The following is a 19,152-nucleotide window of genomic DNA, read 5'->3' on the forward strand; positions in this document are numbered from 1 at the left end:
AACGGTAGCGACCGGAGCGACTCCCGTGCAAAGAGAGTCGCAAGCCGTTCCGCTATGAGGCCCAATGCGTCGTAAGGGGTTTTCGTGGTGCTTGCCTGGCCGGCGCGCGGGCGAGTCCGGCCCGCGCGCCTCCCGGCCTCAGCGAGCGTCCCTGATCATGCAGGTCAGACGGGCCGTGCAGACCGTGCGGCCCTCGGCGTCGGTGATCTCGATGGCGTACGTCGCGAGCGTCCGGCCGCCGTGCACGCGGGTGGCGACGGCGGTGACGTCGCCGGAGGAGGCGGAGCGGTGGTGGGTGGCGTTGATCTCGATGCCGACGACCACCCGTCCCGCTCCGGCGTGCAGGGCGGCACCGGTCGAGCCGAGCGTCTCGGCAAGCACGCAGGAGGCTCCGCCGTGCAGCAGGCCGTGCGGCTGGGTGTTGCCCTCGACGGGCATGCGGCCGACCACCCGGTCGGCGCTCGCCTCCAGGATCGTGATGCCCATCCGCTGGTGCAGGTGGTCCCCGGACGCGTTCATCGACGCCGCCAGTTCCTCGGGATCCGTCAAGGTCAAGGGGACGCCTCCTGTGGGAAGAGCACGGGTTTTCTGTCGTACAGGGAGACTAGGCTGCGGGTGTGCCGAAGAGTGAAGCGACCCCCACCCGTCCGTGTCTGCTGCTCCTGGACGGGCATTCTCTTGCTTATCGCGCGTTCTACGCGTTGAAGGACGCGAACCTCATGACCACGGACGGTCAGCACACCGAAGCGGTGTACGGCTTCACCTCGATGCTGGCCAACATCCTGCGCGACGAGCAGCCGAGTCACGTCGCGGTCTGCTTCGACCGGAGCGAGCCCACCTTCAGGCACGAGGCGTACGACGGCTACAAGGCCAACCGGGCGGAGACCCCCGAGGACTTCCGCGGCCAGATGCAGCTCATCTTCGAACTGCTCGACGCGCTGCGGATCCCGCGGCTGTCGGTGCCGGGCTTCGAGGCGGACGACCTGATCGCGACGCTGGCGACGCGCGCCTCCGGCGAGGACATGAGCGTGCTCATCGTGACCGGCGACCGCGACGCGCTCCAGCTCGTCGACGAGAAGGTCACGGTGCTGATGACCAGGCGGGGCATCAGCGACATGACCCGCTTCACCCCCGGCGCCGTCATGGAGAAGTACGGCCTCACCCCGGCCCAGTACCCCGACTTCGCGGCCCTGCGCGGCGACCCCAGCGACAACCTGCCGAGCATCCCGAGCGTGGGGGAGAAGACCGCCACCAAGTGGATCGTCGAGTATGGCTCGCTGGACGAGCTGGTCCGGCGGGCCGACGAGGTGAAGGGCAAGGTCGGCGACAAGCTGCGCGAGCACCTCGGCCAGGTGATCCACAACCGGATGCTGACCGAGCTGAAGCGCGACGCCCCGGTCGACGCCGAGGTGTCCGCGCTCACCATGGGCCTGTGGGACCGCGAGGAGGTCAACAAGCTCCTCGACGCGGTGCAGATCCGCGGGGAGCTGCGCGAGCGTCTGTTCAAGGTCCTCGGCACCACCGAGCCGGAGGCCGGCGAGGGCTTCGAGCTCGAGGTGACGGTGCTGGAGCCGGGCCAGGTGGCCGGCTGGCTGGCGGCCATCCCCGGAGCCCGCGCCGGGCTGGCCTTCCAGGGCTCCTACGGCAGCGGCACCGGACGGCTGGAGGGCGTCGCGATCGCGGGGCCGGACGGCGCCGCCTACCTCGACCCCACGCGGCTGACGGAGGAGGACGAGGCGGCGCTCGGCGGCTGGCTGGCCGACGAGAAGCGGCCGAAGGCCGTGCACGACGCCAAGGGGCCGCTGCTCGCGCTGTGGGCACACGGCCTCGACCTGCGCGGCCTCACCTGCGACACGGCGCTCGCCGCCTATCTGGCGATGCCGGGGCAGCGGTCGTTCCCCCTGGAGGACCTGGTCCTGCGCTACCTCCATCGCGAGCTGCGGGCCGAGTCCGCGCCCGGCGGGCAGACCTCCCTGTTCGATGACGCCGACGAGGGCGCGGCCCGGGACCTGGCCCTGCGGGCCCAGGCCGTGCGCGACCTGGCCGACGCGCTGGAGGCGCACCTGTCCAAGCGCGGCGGCACCCGGCTGGTGACCGAGGTCGAGCTGCCCCTGGTGCGGGTGCTGGCCGAGCTGGAGCGGGACGGCATCGCCGCCGACCGGCAGTACTTCGCGGCGCTGGAGGCGGAGTTCGGCGCGGCCGTCAAGCAGGCGGTCGAGGCCGCCCACCAGGCGGTGGGGGAGCAGTTCAACCTCGGCTCGCCCAAGCAGCTGCAGGAGATCCTGTTCGGCAAGCTCGGCCTGCCGAAGACCAAGAAGATCAAGACGGGCTACACGACCGACGCCGACGCGCTCGCCTGGCTGGCCCAGCAGACCGACAACGAGCTGCCGGTGATCCTGCTGCGCCACCGCGACCAGACCAAGCTGCGCACCACGGTCGAGGGCCTGATCAAGGAGATCGCCGACGACGGGCGGATCCACACCACGTTCAACCAGATCGTGGCGGCCACCGGGCGGCTGTCGAGCGAGAAGCCCAATCTGCAGAACATCCCGATCCGCACTGTCGAGGGCCGGCGCATCCGCAAGGGCTTCGTGGTGGGGGAGGGCTTCGACACGCTCCTGACGGCCGACTACAGCCAGATCGAGCTGCGGATCATGGCGCACCTGTCCCGGGACGAGTCGCTGATCGCGGCCTTCGAGTCGGGCCACGACTTCCACCAGGCCACCGCGTCCCGCGTCTTCGACCTGCCGCCCGAGCAGGTGGACGCCGACCTGCGCGCCCGGATCAAGGCCATGAACTACGGCCTCGCCTACGGCCTGTCCGACTTCGGCCTGTCGGGGCAGCTCAACATCCCCGTCGCAGAGGCCAGGGCGCTCAAGGAGGAATACTTCGAGGAGTTCGGCGGCGTCCGCGACTACCTGGAGTCGATCGTCGCCCAGGCCCGCACGGACGGCTACACCGAGACGATCCTGGGCCGCCGCCGCTACCTGCCCGACCTGACCAGCGACAACCGGCAACGCCGGGAGATGGCCGAGCGGATGGCGCTCAACGCGCCCATCCAGGGTTCGGCCGCCGACATCATCAAGGTCGCCATGCTGAACGTGCAGAGGGCGATCGAGGGCATGCGCTCCCGCATGCTGCTCCAGGTCCACGACGAGCTGGTGTTCGAGGTCGCGCCGGGCGAGCTGGAGGAGCTGACCGAGGTCGTGCGCACGCAGATGTGCCGGGCCTACGACCTGAGCGTGCCGCTGGAGGTCAGCGTGGGCGTCGGGACCACCTGGGAGGACGCCGGCCACTGATCCTTCCCGCCGACCGGCCACCGCTCGCGGGGAACGCCGCGGTGGACCACGGCCCCGCCCGTGTGGGGTCCGCGGCGGGCCCAGCCGGCCCGGGTCCGCCCCGGAGGCGACCGGGCCGGGGCCCGCCGGATCAGGGGGCAGGGGTTGGTGGTTAGGGGGCAGCGGTCAGGAGTGGCCGGTGGAGCGGGCGGCCCGGTGGTCTCGCCCATGCACGGCCAGGCCCGCCTCCTCGACCTCCAGCAGGCTCGCCTCGTGCCGCTCCGCCTCGAAGGCCGCTCGCCCGCCCCGCAGGCCGAACAGGCGCTTGCTCAGCGCGATGTACAGCACGGCCGCGATGTTGATCAGGAGGATCGTGATCCGGAGCGGGCTCACCTTCTCGGCGATCTCGTAGATCTCCACGGGGATGAACGCCGAGGTGACGATCACCGAGAAGTACTCGCCCCACCGCTTCAGCAGCCACAGGCCGGCCCCTTCGGTCAGCAGCAGGGCCGCGAGGGCGAGGAGGGCGAGGAAGATCCAGGTGAGCGTCGTCGTCCGCGCGCCCAGCGCGGTCCGCAGCGTGTGCACCACGCCCGACTGGTCGAGGTTCCACCCGAGCTTGTGCGCCAGCGGCCTGACCAGCGGGAGATCCTGGTCGAACGCCCGCCGTACGGCGTCGTGGTGGGCCCGGAACCGCCACACCCCGTACGCTCCGGCGAGCACGAGCACGGCCTTGGTCCAGCGGAAGACGGCGATCAGCCGTAGCACGGCGGCGTCCCGCAGCGCCCGGCCCCGCAGCACGACGGGCGCGTCGCCCGCCGGACCGGCGGCGCGTGGCGGGCCGAGAGTGAAGTCGCCGCAGCGCAGGCAGCGCCACGCCTCGCCCAGCGCGGTCTCGGCGCGCAGGCGGGTGCGCAGCGCGTCCTCGTCCGGGGCGTAGGTGACGTGCCCGTGCCGTCCGCAGGCACGCAGGCTCCAGTCCACAGGAAAATTGCAACACATGCGAAATGCGGACACGCCGGGCAGTAAGGTCAAATAACTGTGCGCAATCTTGCCCGGATGACTGCAATCGCCAATGTCGTCGTTGTCGTGATCGGACTTGCCGCGCTTGTGCTGCTGCCCCGCTCCTCGGGAGAGGGGCGGTCACAGGTGCAGGCGCACCCGCGAACACCGTCGTCCAAGCCCAGTGCGACGGCCCCGCCGAGGGCGACCGCGGAGTCGGCCAGGAAGGTCAAGGCGAACGAGGCCGGCCTGGTGCCCGTGATCATGTATCACCGCATCCTGCCCAAGCGGAGGGCGTCCATCGACCGCACTCCCGACCAGTTGCGCAAGGAACTGGAGCGCCTGGCCAAGAGCGGCTACGTGCCGATCACCGCGGCCGAACTGGTCGCCAGGAAGATCGACATTCCCGCGGGGGCCCATCCCGTCGTCCTGACCTTCGACGACGGCCACCCCAGCCACTTCGCCATGGACCAGAACGGCATGCCGGAGAACGACACGGCCGTCGGCATCATCTACGAGGTCGCGGCGAAGTACCCAAACTTCCGGCCCACGGCCACCTTCTGGGTCAACCGCGACCCGTTCGGCCTGCGCGACCGCAAGCGGCAGCAACAGGCGGTGAAGTGGCTGCTCGACCATGGTTTCGAGGTGGCCAACCACACCTATGCCCACCCCGATCTCCGCCGGCTCTCGAACCAGAAGGTCAGTGAGCAGATCGTCCGGCAGGAGCGGCTGCTGAAGCAGATCGGCGTGCCGGACTCGACGACCATGGCGCTGCCGTACGGCTCGCGGCCGAGGAAGCTGAGCAGGGCGCACGACGGGAAGTGGGATGGCAGCGAGTACCACTTCGACGGCGTCTTCCTGGCCGGGGCGGAGCCGACGGTTTCGCCCTACGCGAAAAGTTTCCCGCGCTACGCGATCCCGAGGATCCAGTCCAACGGAAAACGAGGCGAATGCCGGCGCTGGTGCACGACCTACTGGCTCGACTGGCTCGATAAACACCCAGGGGAGCGTTATACGTCGGACGGGGATCCCGCCCGTGTGTCTGTGCCGCGCAAACTGCGGGCAACGCTCTCGCCGGCCCGGGCCAAGTCGGTGATCACGTACTAGAGGCCCGTCTGGTTGCCTCGGATTGACCCGGCTCGCTCCGTCTCATATGCTGATCGCTGCGTTGTGGGCTCGCGCGCGTCACGGACGGAGAGGGCTCGCGCTCGGTCATCTGGTGGCTACCAGGAATCAGCATCATCCGGTGAACGAAAAACGGCCCGCCGCGCTCCTGTCACAACGACATCTGTCCGGTTCGGAGCAATTCCACACATGACGAGCAGCACTGAGGCCACCTCGAGCACCCCGCAGGTAGCGGTCAACGACATCGGTTCCGAGGAGGCCTTCCTCGCCGCGATCGACGAGACCATCAAGTACTTCAACGACGGCGACATCGTTGAAGGCACCGTTGTCAAGGTCGATCGAGACGAGGTCTTGCTCGACATTGGCTACAAGACCGAGGGCGTCATCCCGTCGCGAGAGCTCTCGATCAAGCACGATGTCGACCCCGCTGAGGTTGTCGAGGTCGGAGAGCACGTCGAGGCCCTGGTTCTCCAGAAGGAGGACAAGGAAGGGCGTCTCATCCTGTCCAAGAAGCGCGCCCAGTACGAGCGCGCCTGGGGCACGATCGAGAAGATCAAGGACGAGGACGGCATCGTCACCGGTACCGTCATCGAGGTCGTCAAGGGCGGCCTGATCCTCGACATCGGCCTGCGCGGCTTCCTCCCCGCCTCCCTGGTGGAGATGCGCCGCGTCCGCGACCTGCAGCCGTACGTCGGCCGCGAGCTCGAGGCCAAGATCATAGAGCTGGACAAGAACCGCAACAACGTGGTCCTGTCCCGCCGCGCCTGGCTGGAGCAGACCCAGTCCGAGGTTCGCCAGACGTTCCTCAACACCCTGCAGAAGGGCCAGGTCCGCAAGGGCGTCGTGTCCTCGATCGTCAACTTCGGTGCGTTCGTGGACCTCGGTGGCGTCGACGGCCTGGTGCACGTGTCCGAGCTGTCCTGGAAGCACATCGACCACCCGTCCGAGGTCGTCGAGGTGGGCCAGGAGGTCACCGTCGAGGTTCTCGACGTCGACATGGAGCGCGAGCGGGTCTCGCTGTCGCTCAAGGCGACGCAGGAGGACCCGTGGCAGCAGTTCGCCCGGACCCACCAGATCGGCCAGGTCGTGCCGGGCCGCGTCACCAAGCTGGTGCCGTTCGGTGCGTTCGTGCGGGTCGAGGAGGGCATCGAGGGCCTGGTCCACATCTCCGAGCTGGCCGAGCGCCACGTGGAGATTCCGGAGCAGGTCGTGCAGGTCGGCGACGAGATCTTCGTGAAGATCATCGACATCGACCTGGACCGCCGCCGCATCTCGCTGTCCCTCAAGCAGGCCAACGAGGGCGTCGGCGCCGAGGTCGAGTTCGACCCGACGCTGTACGGCATGTCGGCGACCTACGACGACCAGGGCAACTACATCTACCCCGAGGGCTTCGACCCGGAGACCGGCGAGTGGCTCGAGGGCTTCGACAAGCAGCGTGAGGAGTGGGAGCGGCAGTACGCCGAGGCCCAGGCCCGCTTCGAGGCGCACCGCTCGCAGATCGAGAAGGCCCGCCAGGAGGAGGCGGCGGCCAGCGAGGCCGCTCCGTCGTCCTACAGCGGCGAGACCACCTCGCAGACGAGTGGTGGTGGCGGCGCCCTGGCCTCCGACGAGGCCCTCGCCGCGCTGCGCGAGAAGCTGGCCGGCGGCCAGAGCTGACCCCGGTCTCCTGACCGGAGGTCGTGTTCCAGCCTCCACAGCATGACGAAAGGCCCCGCTCCGGCGGGGCCTTTCCGCTTTCCCGGCGACGTCATGTCATCGGTACGGCGGCGGGCCGCGCGCGTGAGGTCCGGAAGGCTCGCGCCTGACGGAGGCGGGTGTGCCGATAGGGTGGCCCCCGTGGTGGAGATCACGCGGGCCCTGCCCGAGGACGCCGGGGAGATCCTTACCCTGCAGCGGGCCGCGTACGTGACCGAGGCGCAGCTCTACGGCGATCCGTTCATCGGGCCGCTGGTGGAGTCGCTCGACCAGGTGCGTACGGTGATCGGGACGGCGGTCGTGCTGAAGGCGACGGACGGCGGCCGGGTGGTCGGCGCGGTCCGGGGCAAGATATCCGGCTCGACCTGCCTGGTGGGCCGCCTCGTGGTCGCGCCGGACCGGCAGGGGCAGGGGATCGGCACCGCGCTGCTGGCCGCGATGCACGAGGCCGTGCCGGAGGCGGCGGCGTTCGACCTGTTCACCGGGCACCTGTCGGAGGGGAACCTCCGGCTCTACCGCCGTCTCGGCTACCGGGAGACCCAGCGGGAGCGGGTGCAGGACCACCTGACGCTGGTCCACCTGCGCCGCAGGCCCGAGACGAGTACGTCCTGAGTCGTCCTGCGGCCGGGCAGCTCACAGCGGGCGCCACGGTGCCCCAGGCGGGACGCTCCACCGTTCGACGCCGGCCCGGACAGGGTCAGGCGAGCCGATATCCCACGCCGGGTTTCGTCATGATGACCGGTGGTTCGCCGAGCTTGCGGCGCAACCGCCCCATCGTCACCGTCACCGTATTGGTGAACGGGTCCGCGTTCTCGTCCCAGACCTGCTCCAGCAGCGCCTCCGCGCTCAGGAAGCCGGGACTCGCCCGCATCAGCGCCCGCAGCAGGGCGAACTCCTTCACGGACAGGTCGAGCTGCCGGCCGTCGCGCACGACGGTCCGGCGTATCGGGTCCAGCTCGATCCCGGCCGCGCGCAGGGTCCGCGGGCGCGCGTGCGGCTTACGACGGGCCAGCGCCTGGACACGCAGGATCAGCTCCGGGAAGTGGAACGGCTTGGTGAGGTAGTCGTCCGCTCCGAGGGTCAGGCCGGTGACGCGGTCACCGGGTGTCGCGGCGGCCGTCAGCATCAGCACCATCGGGCGGTCCGGCCGCTCGGTGATCATCTGGCACAGCGTGTCGCCGTGCAGGCCGGGCAGATCGCGGTCCAGGACCACCACGTCATACGCCGTGAGGTCGAGCTTGGCGGCGGCGGACAGCCCGTCGTGACTGACGTCGACGGCCATGCCCTGATCGCGCAGGCCCTCGGCGACGACCTCGGCGAGCGGCCGTGCGTCTTCGACGACCAGGATCCTCACGCCGGCACCTCGGCCGGGACCTGGACGGACGGCAGCGAGATCGAGACACGCAGGCCTCCCCGCGGCAGGGCGAGCAGTTCGAGCCGCCCGCCGTGAGCGGCCGCGATCGCCGCGACGATGGACAGCCCGAGGCCGGAGCCGTTCTCGGACCCGGTGCGATCCGCGCCGAGCCGCTCGAAGGGCTGTGCGAGCCGGTCCGCATCCCGCTGGTCGAGGACGCGTCCCCCGGTCTCCACGACGAGCCGGACCTCGGCGTCCTCCCGGGAGGTCTCGAGCCGGATCCAGCCGTCGTCCTCGTTGTGCGTCACGGCGTTGTCGACCACGTTCTCCACCATGCGAGCGAGCAGCGCGGTGTCGCCCCGGGTGACCATGCCTGCCCGCAGATCCTCGGTCACGGTGAGCCGTTTCGCCGTGATCCCGGTGGTGCGATCGGTCGTCGCCCGCGCGGCCAGCCGACCCAGATCGACGTCGGCGGCACCGGTCAGCGCGCCGTGCTGAGCCCTCGCCAGCACGAGGAAGCCGTCGAGCAGCCGATCCACCCGGTCCAGCTGCGTACGGAGCCGGTCGCCCAGGACGAGCGTCTGCCGCGCCGCGCCGGGCTTGGCCACGGCGACGTCCAGGGACGCGCGCATGGTCGCCAACGGGGTCCGCAACTCGTGCGAGGCGTTGGCGACGAACCGGCGCTGGGCGGCGAACGACGCCTCCAGCCGTCCCAGCAGGCCGTCGATGGTGTCGGCCAGGTCCTTCACCTCGTCCGCCGGGCCGTTGACGTCCAGACGCCGGTGCAGGTCGTCGGCGGTGATGCGCCGGGTCGCCGCGGTGATCACCCGCAGCGGGCGCAGCACCCGGCGGGCGAGCACCCGGCCGGCCAGCACGGAGACGACCGCCATCACGGTCAGCGCGAGCAGGGAGCCGACCAGCAACTGCCGGGAGTGCTGCGCGTTCACCTCGGCCAGTTGCTCCTGGAGATGACGAACGCGCTGGTCCAGCTCGTCCAGGTCGCCCGCGGCCGAGGGGTGCGGGGTGACGGGGACGCTACGCCTTACCCCGCCGGCCAGCAGGAAGGTGAGCGACAGCAGTCCGATTCCGGAGACGAGAAACACCCCGGCGTACAGGATCGTGAACCGGAGTCCCACGGTCCCGTTGCGCAACCTGATCACGCCTCCAGCATGCCGGGCCGGACCTAACAACGGGGTGACAGGCGTGGTTCGGGCCGGGACAGGTCCACATCCGTAGAACGGCGGCATGCTCACCAGAGAACTCCTCCACCGGGAGTGGGCGGCCTTCCGCCGCCCCGCCCGGCTGATCGCCCTGGCGGCGGCGGCCCTCGTCGTGATCGCCGCCGGCCTGCTGACCGCCGCCGGGAACCGGGCGTCCTGCCAGGGGCCCTGCCCGGCCGATCCGGTCGCCGCGGACGGCTCGATCGTCGGCGACCGGTTCTGGTTCCTGCACCGCGACCTCGGCCGGGAGGGCGCCATCACCGTGCGGATGACCTCGATGACCGGCACGATCACCTATCCGCCGCCCGGCCACGACCGGATCGTCCCCGGCCTGGTGCCATGGGCGAAGGCCGGGATCATCATCAAGGACGGCGTCCGGCAGGGCTCCTCCTACGCGGCGCTCATGATGACCGGCGGGCACGGCGTGCGGATGCAGTACGACTACCGGCACGACATCGCCGCGGGTGGGACCGGCCTCGCACCGCGGTTCCCACGCTGGTTGCGCCTGACGCGGTCCGGCGACACCGTCACCGGTTCCGAGTCGGCCGACGGCCGGCGCTGGCACACCGTCGGGACGGTGAGACTGGCCGGTCTCCCGGCGACGGCGCAGGTCGGGCTGTTCGCCACGTCCCCCGGCGACCTCACCCTACGGAAGGTCGGGCTCGGCGGGGCGGTCGAGGAGAGCCGTTTCACGCAGGCCACCGGGGTGTTCGACCACGTCACGGTGGTGGGCGGGTCCGCCGGCGAGTGGCGCGGCGAGGCCGTCGGCGAGATGAACCAGACCGACTGGGAGAAATACCACAACGCCTCCGGTGCGGTCGAGAGGGACGGCGTCGTCACCGTGAGCGGGACCGGCGACATCGGCCCGAGCGGGAGCGAGGGCGCCGTCCCCGCCGAGAGGACGCTGCCCGGTCTGGTGATCATGCTGATCGTCGTCATCGTCGTGGCCGCCCGGTTCGGCGCCCGGCCGGACACGGCGGTGTCCCGCCGGGTCCTGACCGCCCGAGCCGCGGTGCTCGGCGCCGCGACCATCGCGGCCGGACTCGCCGCCGTCGGCGTGGTCCTGCCGGCCGGCGTCGCGATCCTGAGCCGCAACGGCGTCGCCGTGCAGCCGGTCTCCGCGCTGACCGGCGTCCGGGTCGTCGCCGGGACCGCGGCGGTGCTCGCCCTCTGCGCCGTCTTGGCGTATGGGCTGGGTGCCTGGCTGCGGCGCGGCTGGGCGGCGATCACCCTCGCGGTGTCGCTCGTCGCCGTGCCCTACGTGGTGACCGCGTTCCCGTTCCTGCCCGACGACGTGTCGCGATGGCTGCTGCGGCTCACCCCGGCCGCGGGCTTGGCCGTCCAGCAGACGGCGGTGGAGTATCCGCAGGTGGTCGCCCACTACGCGCCGTCCGCCGGCTACTTCCCGCTCCCCGGCTGGGCCGGCTTCGCCGTGTTGTGCGCGTACACGCTCGCGGTCGCCTGGCCGGCCGTGAAGCGCACGCCGGGGGAGCGGCCCGCGGACCGGCGCCAGCGTGCCGCCTCCGTTGGCGGCTCCCGTTCGTGACGAACCGGGTCGGGCATGCCGCGAACCGCCCGATAGGCTGCGGGACGTGCTGAAGGTTGGGCTCACGGGCGGCATAGGTTCGGGCAAGAGCGAGGTGTCGCGCCGGCTCGCGGCCCGCGGCGCCGTCGTCATCGACGCGGACAAGATCGCCAGGGAGGTCGTGGAGCCGGGCACCCCCGGGATCGCGGAGATCGTCGAGGCGTTCGGCGAGGACGTGCTCCGCCCCGACGGCACGCTCGACCGGGAACGGCTCGGCGCCATCGTCTTCGCCGACGCGGAGAAGCTGAAGGTCCTCAACGGGATCGTCCACCCGAAGGTGGGCGAGCGCACCCAGCAACTCCAGCGGGAGGCCCCGGACGACGCCGTCGTCGTCTACGACGTGCCGTTGCTCGCGGAGAACAACCTCGCCCCTCTGTACGACGTGGTCGTCGTGGTGGACACGCCGGACGAGGTCCGGCTGGACCGTCTGCGGCGTTTCCGCGACATGCCGGAGGCGGACGCCCGCGCCCGGATCGCCGCTCAGGCCTCCCGCGAGGACCGGCTGAGGATCGCCGACATCGTCATCGGCAACGAGGGTTCCCTGGAGGAGCTCGACGCCCAGGTCGACAAGGTCTGGCAGGACCTGAGCGCCCGGGTCTCCCCGGAGGGCTGACGCCCCGGAAGCCCTTCGCGAATCTACAACGTAAAGCCGATCGGCCGGAATCGACGCCGCCTCAATCTTGACGGCCGTCGGCTAATCCTATTAGCCTATGAGCTATGCACTTGAGCCTGGAGGGCGGCATGACGGAGTTCTTGAAGATAGGCGACGGCGAGATCGCGTACGACGTGACCGGGGCGGGCCCGCTGGTCGTGCTGGTTCCCGGCATGGGCGACAGCCGGCGGGCCTTCCGTTTCCTCGTCCCGGCCCTGGCCTCCGCCGGGTACCGCGTGGCGACCACCGACCTGCGTGGGCACGGCGAGTCGAGCCTCGGCTGGGACTCCTACACGCGCAGCGACACCGCGGACGACGTCATCGCCCTGATCGAGCACCTGGGCGAGCCCGCCGTCGTCGTGGGGCACTCGTTCGCCGGTGGGGCGGCCACCATCGCGGCGGCGCGGCGGCCCGAACTGGTCACCGCCCTGGTGGAGATCGCCCCGTTCACCCGGCCGCAGAAGCCCGACCTGGGCGCCCTGCTGCGCAACGGCCGCTACCGCACGGGCATGACGCGGCTCATGGGCGTGGCGCTCCTGCGCAGCATCGGGTTCTGGAAGAGCTACCTCGACCACGCCTACCCGGGGGTCAAGCCGGCCGACTGGACGGACTACCTGGCCGCACTGGACAAGGACCTGCGCAGGCCCGGCCGCATGGCCGTGGTCAGCGCCATGGGCGCGTCCGCCCCCGCGGACGCCGGCGCGCACCTCGACGGCATCCGGTGCCCGGCCCTGGTGGTCATGGGCACCCACGACCCTGACTGGGCCGACCCCCGCGCCGAGGCGGACGGGGTCGTCGCCGGCATGCCGGCCGGGCTCGGGAGGGTGGTGATGATCGAGGGCGCCGGGCACTACCCGCACGCGCAGTACCCCGACGAGGTCGCCGCCGCGATGCTCGCCTTCCTCGGGGAGCGGGCCCGTGGCTAGGGCGCCGCTGTCCCCGGACGCCGTCGTCGACCTGGCGCTGCGGATCGTGGACGAGGAGGGCCCCGACGCGCTCACCCTGTCCGCGGTCGCCGGGCGCGCGGGGGTCGCCACCCCCTCGCTCTACAAGCACGTACGCAACCTCGCCGAGCTGCGGGTCCTCGTCACCGGGCGGGTGCTGGGCGAGCTGACGGAGGTCGCGAGCGAGGCGGTGCTCGGCCGGTCCGGCGACGAGGCGCTGCGCGCCCTGATGGACGGCTGGCGCTCCTACGCCGCCCGGCACCCGAACCGCTACTCCGCCCTGATCCAGGCGCCCCGGCCGGAGACGGCCGAGGCGGGGGACCGGCTCATCGGCATCATCCTCGCCGCGCTGCGGGCGTACGGGCTGGAAGGCTCGGCCGCGATCCACGCGGTCCGCTGCCTGCGCGCCGCCATGCACGGCTTCGCGGTCCTGGAGGCGGCGGGCGCCTTCCAGCTCGCCGAAGACCTCGACGAGAGCCACGCCCTGCTGGCGCACATGGTCGTCTCCGGGCTCCAGACCCTCCCTAGAACGGCTCGTCCAGGGCCAGCCGCCTGACCTCGGGCAGGTACTCGTCCAGCTCGCCGGGCTCGAACCGGCACATGCCGATGACGTACCAGAACTGGCCCGTCACGTCGCCCTCCAGCTTGTACAGCCCGCCGGGCGAGAACGCGGCCCAGCCCTCCGACAGGCCGAGCAGGGTGGCACGGCGTTCGCGGCGGGCGACGTCCCACAGGATCGCCACGCCGTCGTCCCCGGCGCTGGCGAGCAGGTCCCCGGAGGGGTGGAAGGCGACCGACCAGACCCGGCGGCCGTGCCCGGCGAGGGACGCGACGCGCGCGCCGGAGGCCGGGTCCCACAGGTGGACGGCGAGGTCGTCCCCGGCGGTGGCGAGCAGGTCGCCCGACGGGCTGAACGCCGCCGTCCACAGCCGCCCGCCGCCGTCGAGCACGCGCAGGCACTCGCCGGAGGCGGTCTCCCACAGGCGGGCGGTGCCGTCGTTGCTCGCGCTCGCGAGCAGGCCGCCCGTCGGGGAGAAGGCCACCGCGTAAACCCGGTCGCCGTGCCCGTTCAGCGTCGCCGCCGACCGGCCGGTCGACACGTCCCACAGCCGGACCTTGCGGTCGTCGCAGCCGGTGGCCACGAGCCGGCCGTCAGGACTGAAGGCGATCGACCTGACCCGGCCCCGGTGCCCGGTGAGGTTGGCGACCTGGCGTCCGGAGGGGCGGTACCACAGCCGGACGCTGTCGTCGTCGTTCGCGGTGGCCAGCAGTTGCCCGTCGGGGCTGAACGCCTCCGCCCACACATGGTCGGTCTCCACGTTGAGCTCGCGCTCGTACGTCCCGGCGACCGGGTTCCACAGGTAGACGCCGCCGTCGTTGCTCGCGGTGGCGAGCAACGGGCCCGCCGGGCTGAAGACGGCCGACACCAGCCGGTCGGCCGTCCCGGTGAGCGAGCGCAGGCGGCGGCCCGTGACCGGGTCCCACAGCCGTACGTAGCCGTCGTTGCCGCAGGCGGCGAGCATGCCGCCGTCGGCGGAGAACCGCACGGACGTGACACGGCGGCCGTGGCCGCGCAGCGTCTGGACGCACTGACCGGTGTGGGGATCCCACAACCGGGCGGTGCCGTCGTTGCTGCCGGTCGCGAGCTGCCGGCCGTCCGGGCGGAACGCGAACGGCCACACCGATCCCCGGTGCCCGGTCAGCTCGGCCCGCGTCTGGCCGGTGCGGTGGTCCCAGAGCCGGACGACCCCGTCGCTGTCGCCGGTCGCCAGCAGTTCACCGGTGGGATCGAACAGGACCTGGTAGACCGCGCCGCGGTGCCCAGGCAGGCTGCCGGCCGCCGCGCCCGTGACAGGGTCCCACAGCCGTACGGCTCCCTCGGTGTCGCCGGAGGCGAGCAGCCGGCCCTCCGGATGGAAGGCGAGGGTGTAGATCCGACCGGGATGACCGGTCAGCTCGTGCAGCGCGGCGCCGGTGCGGGGGTCCCAGACGCGCAGCACGCCCTGGGCGTCCCCGGCGGCCAGGCGGGTGCCGTCGGGGCTCAGGGCCAGGCGGTAGACGGCCCCGCTGTGGCCGTGCAGGTGGTGACGCACGCGCCCGGTGGCGAGGTCCCACACGCGGATCGCCCCGGCGCTGTCGCCGGTCACCAGCAGTCCCGGCAGGAACACGGCGGTGTAGATCGGGGCGGTGTGGCCCGGCAGCTCCCACGCCGGCTCCCCGGACCTCCAGATCCGCATGATCCCGTCCGCGCCGCCGGCCGCGATCAGGTCGCCGGAGGTGACCACGGGCCACACTCCCTCGGCATGAGCGCGCAGGACGTGCGACGGCTCGCCGGTGGCCGGATCCCACACCCGGACGGTTCCGTCGCTCGCGCCGGTCACCAGCCCGGCCTCGCCGTAGGCGACCTTGTAGACGCGGCCCCGGTGGCCCTGCAGCGTCCGCAGGACGGACCCGGTGACGCTGTCGCAGACCAGGACACCGCCGTCCTCCCCGCCCAAGGCGAGCACGCCGCCGTCGGGGCGGTAGGCGACCGGTTCGGGCAGGCGGCTGCTCTCGAAGTGGTAGCCGTACGGCACGCCGACGACGGCGGGGGCCGGCTCGGCGCCGACCCGCCCGCCGTCCGCGCCGGCGCCGTCGGGCGCGACGGCGGCGCCGCGCAGCTCCGGCGCTCCCCGGGGGACGCCGGTGACGTCGATGAGCGCGGCCCGGTCCCAGCGGCTGCCCTCGACGGCGGCGTCCCGCAGGTCGGCGCGGGCGAGCCGGGCCCGGGTGAAATCGGCCCCGCGCAGGTCGGCGCCGACGAGGACGGCCTCGTCGAGGCGCGCCCCGGCCAGGCGGGCGTCCCGCAGCACGGCGTGGGACAGATCGGCCCCGACGAGGCGGGCGTCGGTCAGGTCGGCGCCGGTGAGGTCCACGCCCTGCAGCTCCCGGTACGACAGGTCCTCGCCGCTGAGCCGTGCCCCGCGCAGGTCGGTCCTGGCCGAGGTGCGCAGCCGGGTGGTCACCTTGATGGCGTTGGCCCGCGCCACGTCGCCCGCGCCGGGGGAGGCGAGCGTGCGCGCGGCCCACGCCTGCAGCCGCGAGGCGTCGGCCAGGTCGCACAGGAAGTCGACGGTCAGCGCCGACAGGGGCCGCAGGCCCAGGCCCCCCGCGTGGCCGGTGCCGAGCGACTCCGCGAGGTGCCGGGCCACCAGCCACTCCACGACCGAGGCGTGGATGAACCCGAACAACCCCTCGTCCGTGCGCACCAGCAGGCTGCCGGCTCCGACGGCGTGCGCGGCCTGCTCGGGCGTCAGCCGCGCGGCCCCCTGCCCTCCCGTGGTCCCCGTGCCGTCCGCGCCCGGCCCGTACGGCACGCGGGTCTGCGCGTCGGAGGCCAGGCCGGTGAGCGTGTCGGCGGCCTCGGCCAGCTCCGCCGGCCGCAGGTAGGTCTCACCGGTCTCCCACAGCCGCAGCGCGAGCGTGGTCGCGGCCCGCCACAGCTCCTCGCGGGTCAGTCCGCCGGGGGCCCCGGCCACGCCGCGTACGCGCTCCTCCTCGAAGGCCAGCCACGTGTCGAGGATCTCCTGGTAGAGACCGGCGGCGCTGATCGCCTCCCCGGCCTGGGCGACGGCGCGCAGCCGTTCGGCGGGCAGGTCGGCGATGAAGCTGAGCATGCGGGGGTTGTGCGCCAGGCCGAGCAGGTCGGCGATGCCCGTGAGCAGGGCCATCCGGTCGTCGGCCGCCTGCTGCGAGCCGTACCGGTTGACCAGGTACGCGCGGATCTGCTCCTCGGTGAACTCCTCGATGCTGAGCACCCGGCGGTTGGGCAGCAGGCCGACCTTCTCCCCGAGGGCGGTCATCACCTGGCTGCGCGACTTGAAGTGCTGGGTGCGCCCGGCCACGACGATCTTCGCCTTGTCCTCCGCCGCGCGCAGCAGTGTGTCGAGGTGGTCGGCCGCCCGTTCGTACGTCACGCGGGTGACCAGTTCGTCGAAGCCGTCGAACAGCAGCACGATGCGGCCCTGGCGCAGCATGTAGTGGAACGCCTTGAGGTCGATCAGCTCCTCGCCGTGGTTGGCGAGGTGCGCCGCGACCAGCCCGGCGACCGAGTGCGCCTTGTCGAGGGCGCGCAGCTCGATCAGGATCGGCGTGAGGTGCGGCAGCTCGGCGGGGATGCGCCGGGCCACCTCGCGCAGCGAGAACGTCTTGCCGCGGCCGAAGTCGCCGAGCACGAGCACGAACCGCCCGTGGTCGGCCGCGAGCAGCCGCGTCAGCTCGCCGGTCAGGTCGTCGCGCACCTCGCCGCCGGTCCGGTCGAGCTCCCGGAACCGCTGCGGCACGTACAGCTCGGGCGGGTAGCGGCGGTCGCCGCGCAGCCTGGCCGTCTGCCCCGCCACGTAGGACGACAGGTCGAGCAGGCCTTGGAACTCGGTGAAGCTGCGCAGCCGCAGCCCGCGCCGCAGGGCGTCGTCGCGTAACGCCCGGGGTGGCGGGGGTCCCTGGTACACCAGCTCGGCGGCGTGCTCCAGCCCCGCCGCGTGGACGTGGCCGAGGAACGCCTCGACCCGCTCCTGGCTCAGCTCCCCGGCGTGCGCGCCGACCAGGACCTGGCGCACGAACCCGTCCTCAGGATGTGTGACGAGCAGGCGCGGCGGCTCGCCCGCGACACGGCGGATCTTGGCCCGTTCGAAGCGGGTCTCACAGACCTCGGCGATCCGGTCCAGCAGCAGGTCGGCCGGGCCCGCGGGCTCCTCGGGCTCCGGCGCCGGCTCGGGTGCGGCCGCCGCGGGGGCCTGTGGCCGCCAGCCGCGCCAGCCGTACGGCAGGACCTCGGGGTCGCGCAGCTCGGGGCGGTCCCGGGTCCACCGGCGCAGTCCCTCCGGGCTGACCTGGAGGATCTGGTGACGGCCCGGGGCGAGTGCGGGCACGCACGGCAGCCCATCCAGCTCCCAGACCTCCTCCGGCCCGCCGCGCCGCGCGTCGCGCCCGTGGACGAGCAGGTCGAGCCGGGAGCCGAGCAGCCGTTCCAGGGTGGCGGCGTCGCGCAGGCCGGGGCGCGGGGGATGGGCGACCGCGCCGATCCGCAGCCATCCCTCGAACGGCCGTAGCCGCTCGGCGAACCACGCCGCCTGGGCCTCGCCGACGAAGCCGTGGTCGTCCTCCTCGCGGTGGCTCATCGCGATCGTGGAGTTGACCCCGGCGACGACCGTGCGCAGCTCGGGCAGTTCGAACAGCGTCCAGGGCTGGGCGCTGTCGAAGGCCGGGCCGTCGAGGCCCTGGTACAGCTCGCCGAAGAGCGTGGAGAAGTGCCGCCACTTCGGCCAGTACGGCGGCTGCGGCCGCACGTCGTCGGCCTCGCAGGTCGCGAAGTAGGCCCGGCAGGCCGCCTTGGTGACGTCGCGCGGCCCGGGGACGACGACCAGCCGTCCGGGTTCCAGCCCCAGCAGCACCCGTAGCCCGGTGAGGAACGCGAGGGCCTGCTCGCACTCGCGGATGCTGCCCGACTCGGTGAGGTCGCCGGTCACCATCAGGAGGTCGGGCCGGGGAACCCCGGCGTCGGCGAGGCGGGTCAGGTCGGCCCACACGCTCGCCTGCAGCTCGCCCGCGTCGAGCGGCTCGTCCGCCTCCGCCAGCCCGCGCCCGAACCGCGGCCCGGCGACGTGCAGCACGGTCACCGAGGAGGCGCCGCCCGCGCGCTCGGCCGTCGGGAAGGACGGTTCGGCGGCCGGGGTGCGCCGGGCCCGGGGCACCCGTACGGCGGGGGGCGCGGGGTCGGCGGCGGGCTGGAGGGCATGCCTGCCCGGCTCGGCCGGGAACCGGGGCGGTTCGGCCGGCTTGGCCCGGCCGGCCAGCGCCTGGCGGATCCGGGTCAGCAGCAGCCGCCGCGCCTCGGCGGGATCGGTCACGCCGAGGAGGTCCACCCAGGTGATCGTGGACAGCAGGCCGTCGAGCGGGCAGTCCTCCAGCCGGACCGTCACGAGCTTGTTGGACGGGTTGTCCGGATCGGCGCGCAGCGCCGCCTGCCATTCGAGCCTGCCGTACCGGGAACCCAGGTAGTTGCGGGTGAGGACCGCGACGACCAGGTCGGCCTCGCTGACCCCGCGGTCCATGAAGTCGATGAAGTTGGTGCCCGGCACGAAGTCCCACGCCTGCAGCATCGTGCGGTAGCCGGCGGCTTCGAGCTGCCAGGCGATCCAGGTCGCCCACCGCTCGTCGGCGGGGGAGTAGCTGACGAAGATCTCGGTCCGCGCGTCCCCCCGACCGCTGTGTGTCATGAGGCCCAGTATCACCGTTGCCACCGACGGTTTGGAGGGG

General features: G+C 72.4%; 13 protein-coding genes. 8 read left to right on the forward strand and 5 right to left on the reverse strand.

The genetic code is table 11. The annotated features are described in order from the left end of the window. Positions 1 to 138: 138 nt before the first annotated feature. Positions 139 to 519 carry a PaaI family thioesterase gene (locus HHX41_RS03655; RefSeq protein WP_169979678.1) on the reverse strand — a complete coding sequence of 127 codons (381 nt, stop codon included), beginning with the start codon at positions 517 to 519 and terminating at the stop codon, positions 139 to 141. Between the two features lie 98 nt (positions 520 to 617). Between HHX41_RS03655 and polA the strand changes: the two genes are divergently transcribed. Beyond that, positions 618 to 3,299 carry a DNA polymerase I gene (gene polA, locus HHX41_RS03660; RefSeq protein ID WP_182904758.1) on the forward strand — a complete coding sequence of 894 codons (2,682 nt, stop codon included), beginning with the start codon at positions 618 to 620 and terminating at the stop codon, positions 3,297 to 3,299. Between the two features lie 165 nt (positions 3,300 to 3,464). On the opposite strand, the gene HHX41_RS03665 is transcribed toward polA, so the two are convergent. Continuing rightward, positions 3,465 to 4,262 (reverse strand): DUF2127 domain-containing protein, encoded by a 798-nt coding sequence (locus tag HHX41_RS03665; RefSeq protein WP_211591419.1) that lies wholly within the window; start codon positions 4,260 to 4,262, stop codon positions 3,465 to 3,467. A 75-nt stretch (positions 4,263 to 4,337) separates the two neighbouring features. Between HHX41_RS03665 and HHX41_RS03670 the strand changes: the two genes are divergently transcribed. The 3 genes from HHX41_RS03670 to HHX41_RS03680 all read left to right on the forward strand — a co-directional run bounded on the left by HHX41_RS03670 (position 4,338) and on the right by HHX41_RS03680 (position 7,712). After that, positions 4,338 to 5,387, forward strand: a complete 1,050-nt coding sequence (locus HHX41_RS03670) for a polysaccharide deacetylase family protein (protein WP_182904759.1) — start codon at positions 4,338 to 4,340, stop codon at positions 5,385 to 5,387. Between the two features lie 207 nt (positions 5,388 to 5,594). After that, positions 5,595 to 7,061, forward strand: a complete 1,467-nt coding sequence (rpsA, locus tag HHX41_RS03675) for a 30S ribosomal protein S1 (protein WP_169978289.1) — start codon at positions 5,595 to 5,597, stop codon at positions 7,059 to 7,061. A 180-nt stretch (positions 7,062 to 7,241) separates the two neighbouring features. Further along, a complete protein-coding gene (locus HHX41_RS03680; protein ID WP_310741751.1) occupies positions 7,242 to 7,712 on the forward strand; it encodes a GNAT family N-acetyltransferase in 471 nt (156 codons plus the stop codon). An 85-nt stretch (positions 7,713 to 7,797) separates the two neighbouring features. Here HHX41_RS03680 and HHX41_RS03685 read toward each other — a convergent pair whose 3' ends face one another. Continuing rightward, positions 7,798 to 8,454, reverse strand: a complete 657-nt coding sequence (locus HHX41_RS03685) for a response regulator transcription factor (RefSeq protein ID WP_182904760.1) — start codon at positions 8,452 to 8,454, stop codon at positions 7,798 to 7,800. Next, positions 8,451 to 9,614 carry an ATP-binding protein gene (locus HHX41_RS03690; RefSeq protein WP_310741752.1) on the reverse strand — a complete coding sequence of 388 codons (1,164 nt, stop codon included), beginning with the start codon at positions 9,612 to 9,614 and terminating at the stop codon, positions 8,451 to 8,453. Before HHX41_RS03690 ends, HHX41_RS03685 begins: the two co-directional genes overlap by 4 nt. An 85-nt stretch (positions 9,615 to 9,699) precedes the next feature. Between HHX41_RS03690 and HHX41_RS03695 the strand changes: the two genes are divergently transcribed. The 4 genes from HHX41_RS03695 to HHX41_RS03710 all read left to right on the forward strand — a co-directional run bounded on the left by HHX41_RS03695 (position 9,700) and on the right by HHX41_RS03710 (position 13,411). After that, the gene (locus HHX41_RS03695; RefSeq protein WP_182904761.1) at positions 9,700 to 11,220 is read left to right on the forward strand and encodes a hypothetical protein; all 1,521 of its coding nucleotides are present in this window, start codon (positions 9,700 to 9,702) and stop codon (positions 11,218 to 11,220) included. A gap of 46 nt (positions 11,221 to 11,266) precedes the next feature. Further along, positions 11,267 to 11,872 (forward strand): dephospho-CoA kinase, encoded by a 606-nt coding sequence (gene coaE, locus HHX41_RS03700; RefSeq protein WP_182904762.1) that lies wholly within the window; start codon positions 11,267 to 11,269, stop codon positions 11,870 to 11,872. 104 nt (positions 11,873 to 11,976) lie between these two features. Next, a complete protein-coding gene (locus HHX41_RS03705; protein ID WP_259400571.1) occupies positions 11,977 to 12,837 on the forward strand; it encodes an alpha/beta fold hydrolase in 861 nt (286 codons plus the stop codon). Continuing rightward, complete coding sequence (locus HHX41_RS03710) at positions 12,830 to 13,411, forward strand: TetR/AcrR family transcriptional regulator (RefSeq protein ID WP_182904763.1); 582 nt, start codon at positions 12,830 to 12,832, stop codon at positions 13,409 to 13,411. Before HHX41_RS03705 ends, HHX41_RS03710 begins: the two co-directional genes overlap by 8 nt. Here HHX41_RS03710 and HHX41_RS03715 read toward each other — a convergent pair. Further along, a complete protein-coding gene (locus HHX41_RS03715) occupies positions 13,380 to 19,112 on the reverse strand; it encodes a TIR domain-containing protein (protein WP_182904764.1) in 5,733 nt (1,910 codons plus the stop codon). The genes HHX41_RS03710 and HHX41_RS03715 overlap by 32 nt on opposite strands. Between the last annotated feature and the right edge of the window lie 40 nt (positions 19,113 to 19,152).

It is taken from the genome of Microbispora sp. H13382 (assembly GCF_014161445.1).
Classification (GTDB): Bacteria; Actinomycetota; Actinomycetes; order Streptosporangiales; family Streptosporangiaceae; genus Microbispora.